The following is an 8,163-nucleotide window of genomic DNA, read 5'->3' as shown; positions in this document are numbered from 1 at the left end:
CCCGGGGCGCACGGCTTGCCCGTTCGGACACGATCAACCGCATCGTCCGCACCGTGGTGGCCACCCACGATGACCTGGCTGCGTACGCCGACGTGTTGAGCGCCGACTTCGTGGCCGCGACCCCGCCGCCTGGACAGCGCCTGAAGGACATCAGCGAGAACGCACCGTAGAGGGGTGCCGCGGTCAGAGTCCTCGCGGAGAACCGTAGAAGGCGTTCCCGTGAGGGTCTTCACGTCGGTGTCCCGGTCGGCAAGAAGCCGCAGGATAGGACGCCAACGATCGAGTCGTTCGAGACGACAAAGACGTAGCCCCCTGGGTGCAGGCCGACGGGCCCGAGTCCCCTCGGTGGCCCTAGCTCACAGCGCCCTCGGTTGACCGAATTGTACAGAGCTGGGGCTCCCCCGCATCTGTCTCCCATCCGTGTCCCCATGGGAGACGGATGGGAGAAAGATCTTCCCGATCAGGGCTAACTACGGCCAACCAGAGCTAAGTTCCGCCCACACCGGTACGCCATGTGCACGGTACACAGATCACTCCGGCGGGGCTTGCCCGCATGAACGGCTGTTCGGGGGTACACGGTCAGCACGTCGCCCGGTGGTCGTTCCTCCGGGCCGGGACCGAGAGGGGTTGACGACTGTGCGACAAGAGAGTCGCGTGCCGGCCGGTGAACGGTGGGGGCGACAGCCGTGACAACAGCGATCATCATCATCGTCGCGGTCCTCGTCGTGGCCGCCGCCGTCTACTTCTTCGTCGTCCGCCGCGGTCCGGTCGGCGGCCGGAGTCTGCAGAGCCGCTTCGGCCCCGAGTACGACCGGGTGGTCGCCCGGCACGGGGGCGACACCCAGGCCGCCGAGCAGGAGCTCGACGAGCGGGTGAAGCTCCACGGAGACCTGGAGAAGCTGCCGCTGACCGAGGCGGCCCGCGCGGAGTACACCGCCCGCTGGGCCCGCACGCAGGAGCAGTTCGTGGACTCGCCGCAGCAGGCGCTGCAGGAGGCCGACGCGCTGCTGGCCGACCTCTCCCGCGATCGGGGCTTCCCCGCCGGAGAGAGCTTCGAGGAACGAGCCGACGCCCTCTCCGTCCACCACCCCCGCCATATCGACGGCTACCGCAGGGTGCACTCCGCCCGGAGCGACGACACCGGCACCGAGGAGATGCGCGAGGCCTTCGTCGACGCGCGGAACCTCTTCGACGCCCTCCTCGCGGACGGCCCGGCCCCGCGCCGACACGACAACCGACAGCTCACCAAGGGACAGGGCACCTCATGACGCAGACCCCGCACGGCAATGACGGCACCGGCAGCACCTCGGACCGGGCCACCCCCTCCACCGGCGCCGAGCGCGTCCCCCCGGTGACGCCTCCCGGCGACCCGCTGGGCACCCCCGTACCGGCATCGGCCGCGAAGCCGGCCGGCTCCCCGGAAAGGGCCCCCGACACCCGCCCCGACGGCGCGTCCGTCCCGGCATCCGGAACGCCCCACGCCGACAAGGCGCATGCCACCCCCGCCCACACGGAGGGGGACCGGGCGACCGGTACCCGCACGGAAGGAGCCCGGGAGACCAGCACCCGCACGGAAGGGGTCCGCGAAACCGACACCCGCACGGAGGGGGCCCGGGAGACCGGTCGCACGACGGACACCGACGCCGACCCCCGCAGTGGCACGGCCACCGGCACCAAGGCGACGGCGGGCACCGGCGGGGGCACGGCGACGGGCAAGGATCGCCCGCTGTTCGCCCCGGAGCAGCGGGAGAAGTTCGACGCCCGCATCCACCAGGCGGTGGCCGGCTTCGTGGAGAACCCGCGCCAGGCGGTGCAGGAGGCCGACGCGGCCTTCGACGAGGTCGTCGCCGAGCTCACGCAGGCCCTGGCCGAGCGGTCCCGGCTGCTGCGCACCGACCGCGACGGCGAGCGGTCGGAGGCCGGTACGGAGGATCTGCGCATCGCGCTCCAGCAGTACCGCGACCTGACGGAACGCCTCGTCCGCCTCTGAGCGGCGAGCGACCGCACGGCGTCGCGACGCGAGGGCCGGTCCCACCGATGTACGTCGGTGGGACCGGCCCTCGCGTCGTGCGCGCCCCGCTCTCACTCCCCGTGGCTCTCCCCCTGGTGCGTGGAGGGCTGGTGGGTGGAGGGCCCGGGAGCGGGGTCCGGGTCCGGCCCCGCGACCCTTCCGACCCCGAAGGCGATGGCGAAGACGGCGGCGACCGCGGCGGCGAAAGCCGCGACCCTCAGTCCGGTGTTCATGGCTGTCCCCCAGCGGACGACGACGTTTTCCGACACCGCCAACATACCCCCTAGGGGTATATCTGTCACGCCGGACACCCGCCCGCACCAGCGATCAGCCCGCGATCACCAGACCTTCGCGCAGCCGCTCCAGCACCGGTTCGGGGATGCGCAGGCCGGTGCGTACGTATCCGTCGAGGCCGCCCCACCGCTCGTCCATCGCGTCGAGCGCGGTCTCCAGATAGCGGGGGCGCACCTCGACGATGGCCGCCGCGACGGCCGGATCGCCGCCGCCGTCCAGGAACTTCTGGACGTACGGAGCGAACGCGGCGCGTACGGCGGGGTTCACCGCGAGGAAGTCCTGCCGCACGGTCTCCCGGGAGGCGCCCAGGATCATCAGCAGGACGGCCGCCGCCCAGCCGGTGCGGTCCTTGCCGGCCGTGCAGTGGAAGAGCACCGGCCGCGCGCCGGGGTCCGCGGCGGTCTCCAGGAAGGCCCGGTAGGCGGCCGCCGCGCCGGGCGAGAGGACCATCTTGCGGTAGGTCTCGGCGAACAGCTCCTCGGCCCGGCCGCCGCCCAGCGCGCGTTCCGCCTCGGCCGGATCGGCGAGCAGCGCCTTGAGCCGGGCCGGCGCCACGCCCGGGTGGTCGCCGAGGACGTCGGCGACGAAGAGCCGGGCCCGGTCCGGGAGCCGGTCCGGGGACCACTGCCGTTCGTCGGCGGTGCGCAGGTCGACGACCGTACGGATGCCGAGCGCGGCCACCGCCCGGTCGCGGTCCGGTTGCAGGTCGCTCAGCTGCCCCGAGCGGAACAGGACACCTTGCCGCACCCGGCGGTCACGGCCCAGGGCGATGCCCCCCAGGTCGCGAAGATTGACAACGGTGGCGGCCGGAACGGTCCGGGCGGTCTGCACGATGAACTGCCTCTTTCCCTGATGAGAACGTCCGGGGCTCCATCGGCCCAACGACCCACCGGCCGGCCGGCCGGAACTCAGTCCGCCAGCAGATTCGCCTTCTGCTCCGCGAACTCGGCGTCCGTGAGCACGTCCCGCCCCCACAGCTCGGCGAGCCGCTCCAGCCGGGTGATGATGTCGTCCCCCTCACCCGCCTGGTCCGCGTCCGCGTCCGACCCGGTCGCACCGAAACGCTCATGGGTGACGAACGCACCGCCCGCCTCCCGGAAGGTGCGGGCGAGCTCCGAGGTCCACAGGTCCTCCCGCACGACGAGGGCGACCGTCTCGCCCTCGGGCACGCTCCGCTCCAGCACCTCCACGTTCCCCGCGCTCAGCGCCACGGCCGCCCCGCCCTCCGCACCGCCGGCCGGAACCGTCCCTTCGGGGTCGAGCTCCGCCAGCTCCACCGGGGCCAGCGCACCGCCTCCGGCGCGACGGACGAAGGCCAGGTCCCCGGCGCGCACGGCACCGGACGCCACGGCATCGGCGAGGACGGGCACGACGGCCCCGGTGAAGCCGCTGCCGGGGAAGGCGATGACGAGGTGTTCCACAGGTCCGACGGCCACGGTCGCGTCCTCTCCGCATCCCGGCGGCCGCGAGGGCTCCGGGGTGGATACGGGCATGCAAGGGATGACATAAGAAACCGAAAAACTTCGCACATAATATGCATCAATTGTCCCATTCCCCCCGTTGTCGAACATGGCCGTGTTGCGCCCGACCTGTCCCGGCTTCCGGTCGGTGTCCCGGCCCCTCGGCGTCCTCGCGCCGGTAACGCGACGGTAAGTAAAGGATCAAGTGCGGACCGGAGAGGGCAAGGTCACAGCACGTGCCCCTGCTGCACGTTCCCCGCGCTGGCCTAGCATCTGAGCATGACGGTCCAGCCTGCTGACGGGCTCTCTCCGGCCGCCGCGTTCCCCGACCCCTCCCATGACCAGTGGCAGAGCCTCGTCGAAGGCGTTCTGCGCAAGTCGGGCAAGGAAGTCTCGGGCTCGGCCGCCGAGGAAGCGCTGTCCACCACACTGGAGGACGGGCTCACCACCCGCCCCCTCTACACCGCGAACGACGTCTCACCGGACACCGGTTTCCCCGGCTTCGCGCCCTTCACCCGGGGCAGCAGGGCCGAAGGAAACGCGGCGGGCGGCTGGGACGTACGCCAACGCCACGCCCTGGGCGACCCCGCCCGGCTCAACGAGGCGGTGCTCGGCGATCTGGAGAACGGGGTCACCTCGCTCTGGCTCACCGTGGGCGGCCCCGCCGGCGTCCCCGTGGAGTCCCTGGCCCGTGCGCTGGACGGCGTCTACCTGGACCTCGCGCCCATCGTGCTCGACGCCCCGGCCGACCTGGACGCCGCCGCCACCGAGCTGCTGCGGCTGTACGAGGAGCGGGGCGTCGCCAAGGGCGAGGCGCGCGGCACTCTGGGCGCCGACCCGCTCGGCCACGAGGCCCGGACCGGCATCGAGGCGGACCTCACCTCCGCCGTCCGCTGGGCCCGGATCTGCGGCACGGCGTACCCGGGGCTGCGGGCGATCGCCGTGGACGCGCTCCCGTACCACGAGGCCGGCGGTTCGGCCGCCGAGGAGCTGGGGCTCTCCCTGGCGTCCGGCGTCGCCTATCTGCGGGCGCTGACGGCGGCCGGTCTCAGCGTGGAGGCGGCCTGCGCGCAGTTGGAGTTCCGTTACGCGGCAACCGCCGACCAGTTCCTGACGATCGCGAAGCTGCGGGCGGCGCGCCGGCTGTGGGCGCGGGTCGCCGAGGCGTCGGGGGCGCCTGCCGCCGGGGCGCAGCGCCAGCACGCCGTGACGTCAGCGGTGATGATGACGCGCCGCGACCCGTGGGTGAACATGCTGCGCACCACGCTCGCCACGCTGGGCGCGGGGGTCGGCGGCGCCGACTCCGTCACCGTGCTGCCGTTCGATCACGCGCTGGGGCTGCCCGACGCGTTCGCCCGGCGCATCGCCCGTAACACCTCCACGATCCTGATGGAGGAATCGCATCTGGCCCGGGTCATCGACCCGGCGGGCGGCTCCTGGTACGTGGAGCGGCTCACCGACGAACTCGCGGCGGCCGCCTGGGCGTTCTTCCAGGAGACCGAGCGGGCGGGCGGACTGCCGACCGCTCTGCGGTCCGGGATGGTCGCCGAGCGGCTCGCCGCCACCTGGGCGGCGCGCAGCGCGAAGCTGGCCCGCCGCAAGGAGCCGATCACCGGGGTCAGCGAGTTCCCGATGCCGTCCGAGCGGCCGGTGGAGCGTGAGCCGGCGCCCGATCCGTACGCGGAATCCCCGGGTGGGCTGCCCCGGGTCCGGCGCGACGAGGCGTTCGAGGCGCTGCGCGCCCGGTCGGACGCGCACCTCGCGGCGACCGGCGAGCGGCCCAAGGTGTTCATCGCCGCGCTGGGACCGGCCGCCGCGCACACCGCGCGGGCCTCGTTCGCCGTCAACCTCTTCGGGGCGGGCGGGATCGAGGCGGTGCACCGGCCGGTGTCGGTGGACGCGGCCACGGCCGCCGAGGCGCTCACGGCCTCGGGTGCGAGCATCGCGTGTCTGTGTTCGTCGGACGCCCTGTACTCCGAGCAGGCGGCCGACGTGGCCGGGGCGCTGAAGTCGGCGGGCGCGGCCCAGGTGTTCCTCGCGGGGCGCCCCGGCGAGTACGCCGATGTCGACTCCTACGTCTTCGCGGGCTGCGACACGGTCGCCGTTCTCACCTCCGTACTCGACCGCATGGGAGTGGCGTGATGCAGACATCGCCCACGGAACAGAAATCCGCCGGGACATCCGCCGTTCCTGATTTCTCCGAGGTCGCGCTGGAGTCCCCCGCTCCCCCGGCCGCCTCCGCCTCCGTCTCCGCCGAGGAATGGCAGGCGGCCGTGGCCAAGGGGGCCGACGGCGCCGAGGCCCCGCTCTGGGAGACCCCCGAGGGCATCACGGTCAAGCCGCTCTACACCGGCGATGACCTGGAGGGCTTGGAAGCGCTGCACTCGTACCCGGGCATCGCCCCGTATCTGCGCGGTCCGTACCCGACGATGTACGTCAACCAGCCCTGGACGATCCGTCAGTACGCCGGGTTCTCCACGGCCGAGGAGTCCAACGCCTTCTACCGGCGCAACCTCGCGGCCGGGCAGAAGGGTCTGTCGGTCGCCTTCGACCTGCCGACCCACCGGGGGTACGACAGCGACCATCCGCGCGTGACCGGAGATGTCGGTATGGCCGGGGTGGCGATCGACTCGATCTACGACATGCGCCAGTTGTTCGACGGCATTCCGCTGGACCGGATGTCGGTGTCGATGACGATGAACGGCGCGGTGCTCCCCGTACTCGCGCTGTACATCGTGGCCGCCGAGGAACAGGGCGTGCCGCCCGAGAAGTTGGCCGGGACCATTCAGAACGACATTCTGAAGGAGTTCATGGTCCGCAACACCTACATCTATCCGCCGACCCCGTCGATGCGGATCATCTCCGACATCTTCGCGTTCACCTCGCAGAAGATGCCGCGCTACAACTCCATCTCGATCTCCGGCTATCACATCCAGGAGGCCGGGGCGACGGCCGATCTGGAGCTGGCGTACACGCTGGCCGACGGGGTGGAGTATCTGCGCGCCGGGCAGGAAGCCGGCCTGGACGTCGACGCGTTCGCGCCCCGGCTGTCGTTCTTCTGGGCGATCGGCATGAACTTCTTCATGGAGGTCGCCAAACTGCGGGCGGCCCGGCTGCTCTGGGCGCGTCTCGTCAAGCAGTTCGACCCGAAGAACGCCAAGTCCCTTTCCCTGCGCACCCATTCGCAGACCTCGGGCTGGTCGCTGACGGCTCAGGACGTGTTCAACAATGTGACGCGTACGTGTGTGGAGGCGATGGCGGCGACGCAGGGGCACACCCAGTCGCTGCACACCAACGCGCTGGACGAGGCGCTGGCGCTGCCGACGGACTTCTCGGCGCGGATCGCCCGTAATACCCAGCTCCTGCTCCAGCAGGAGTCCGGGACCTGCCGGGTCATCGACCCGTGGGGCGGCAGCGCGTACGTGGAGAAGTTGACCCGCGATCTGGCGGACCGGGCCTGGCAGCACATCGAGGAGGTCGAGGCGGCCGGCGGGATGGCGAAGGCCATCGACGCGGGCATCCCCAAGCTCCGGGTGGAGGAGGCGGCCGCCCGTACGCAGGCGCGGATCGACTCCGGGCGGCAGCCGGTGATCGGGGTGAACAAGTACCGGGTGGAGACCGACGAGAAGATCGACGTGCTCAAGGTCGACAACTCCTCGGTGCGCACCCAGCAGATCGAGAAGCTGCGCCGGCTGCGCGAGGAGCGCGACGAGGTGGCGTGCCAGGAGGCGCTGCGGGCGCTGACGGCGGCCGCCGAGCGCAGCCCGGGCCCGGGCCTGGAGGGCAATCTGCTGGCGCTCGCCGTGGACGCTGCGCGGGCGATGGCCACGGTCGGGGAGATCTCGGACGCGTTGGAGAAGGTGTACGGGCGGCACGCCGGGCAGATCCGTACGATCTCCGGTGTGTACCGCAAAGAGGCAGGGGACTCCCCTTCGGTGGACCGCACCCGCGCGCTGGTCGACGCGTTCGAGGAGGCGGAGGGGCGCCGTCCGCGCATCCTGGTCGCCAAGATGGGCCAGGACGGCCACGACCGGGGCCAGAAGGTGATCGCCACGGCCTTCGCCGACCTGGGCTTCGACGTGGACGTCGGCCCGCTGTTCCAGACGCCGGGCGAGGTGGCGCGGCAGGCGGTGGAGGCCGACGTGCACATCGTGGGCGTCTCCTCGCTGGCGGCCGGGCACCTCACTCTGGTGCCGGCGCTGCGCGAGGAACTGGCCGCCGAGGGCCGGGAGGACATCATGATCGTGGTGGGCGGGGTGATCCCGCCGCAGGACATCGAGGCCCTGCACGAGGCGGGGGCGGCCTCGGTCTTCCCGCCGGGGACGGTGATCCCGGACGCGGCCCACGATCTGGTGACGCGGCTCGGCGCCGCGCTCGGCCACGAGCTGTGAGCCGCTG

General features: G+C 72.1%; 7 protein-coding genes. 4 read left to right on the top strand and 3 right to left on the bottom strand.

Going from position 1 to position 8,163, the window contains the following annotated elements; all coding sequences use genetic code 11:
* Positions 1-686 precede the first annotated feature (686 nt).
* On the top strand, positions 687-1,268 hold the full coding sequence (locus ACFWRT_RS36265; protein ID WP_380955840.1) for a hypothetical protein: 582 nt from the start codon (positions 687-689) through the stop codon (positions 1,266-1,268).
* On the top strand, positions 1,265-1,990 hold the full coding sequence (locus tag ACFWRT_RS36260; protein WP_380955838.1) for a hypothetical protein: 726 nt from the start codon (positions 1,265-1,267) through the stop codon (positions 1,988-1,990). The genes ACFWRT_RS36265 and ACFWRT_RS36260 overlap by 4 nt, the downstream gene beginning before the upstream one ends.
* Before the next feature lie 92 nt (positions 1,991-2,082).
* Here the strand turns inward: ACFWRT_RS36260 and ACFWRT_RS36255 are convergent, their stop codons facing one another.
* The 3 genes from ACFWRT_RS36255 to ACFWRT_RS36245 all read right to left on the bottom strand — a co-directional run bounded on the left by ACFWRT_RS36255 (position 2,083) and on the right by ACFWRT_RS36245 (position 3,741).
* On the bottom strand, positions 2,083-2,244 hold the full coding sequence (locus ACFWRT_RS36255) for a hypothetical protein (protein ID WP_380955589.1): 162 nt from the start codon (positions 2,242-2,244) through the stop codon (positions 2,083-2,085).
* A gap of 94 nt (positions 2,245-2,338) precedes the next feature.
* Complete coding sequence (locus ACFWRT_RS36250) at positions 2,339-3,136, bottom strand: tyrosine-protein phosphatase (RefSeq protein WP_380955588.1); 798 nt, start codon at positions 3,134-3,136, stop codon at positions 2,339-2,341.
* A 77-nt stretch (positions 3,137-3,213) separates the two neighbouring features.
* Positions 3,214-3,741, bottom strand: coding sequence for a DUF6325 family protein (locus ACFWRT_RS36245; RefSeq protein ID WP_380955587.1), 528 nt, complete (start codon positions 3,739-3,741; stop codon positions 3,214-3,216).
* A gap of 303 nt (positions 3,742-4,044) precedes the next feature.
* On the opposite strand from ACFWRT_RS36245, the gene ACFWRT_RS36240 reads away from it, so the two are divergent.
* On the top strand, positions 4,045-5,907 hold the full coding sequence (locus tag ACFWRT_RS36240; protein WP_380955586.1) for a methylmalonyl-CoA mutase family protein: 1,863 nt from the start codon (positions 4,045-4,047) through the stop codon (positions 5,905-5,907).
* Positions 5,907-8,156, top strand: coding sequence for a methylmalonyl-CoA mutase (gene scpA, locus ACFWRT_RS36235; RefSeq protein ID WP_380955584.1), 2,250 nt, complete (start codon positions 5,907-5,909; stop codon positions 8,154-8,156). The genes ACFWRT_RS36240 and scpA overlap by 1 nt, the downstream gene beginning before the upstream one ends.
* Positions 8,157-8,163: the final 7 nt, after the last annotated feature.

Source organism: Streptomyces cyaneofuscatus, from assembly GCF_042718795.1.
Lineage (GTDB): Bacteria > Actinomycetota > Actinomycetes > Streptomycetales > Streptomycetaceae > Streptomyces > Streptomyces cyaneofuscatus_A.
This window is presented reverse-complemented; position numbering and strand designations above follow the sequence as displayed.

Excerpts from the sequence above, each read along its gene's own strand:
- ACFWRT_RS36240 (WP_380955586.1), top strand. The coding sequence starts at position 4,045 with ATGACGGTCCAGCCTGCTGACGGGCTCTCTCCGGCCGCCGCGTTCCCC.
- scpA (WP_380955584.1), top strand. The coding sequence starts at position 5,907 with ATGCAGACATCGCCCACGGAACAGAAATCCGCCGGGACATCCGCCGTT.
- ACFWRT_RS36255 (WP_380955589.1), bottom strand. The coding sequence starts at position 2,244 with ATGAACACCGGACTGAGGGTCGCGGCTTTCGCCGCCGCGGTCGCCGCC.
- ACFWRT_RS36260 (WP_380955838.1), top strand. The coding sequence starts at position 1,265 with ATGACGCAGACCCCGCACGGCAATGACGGCACCGGCAGCACCTCGGAC.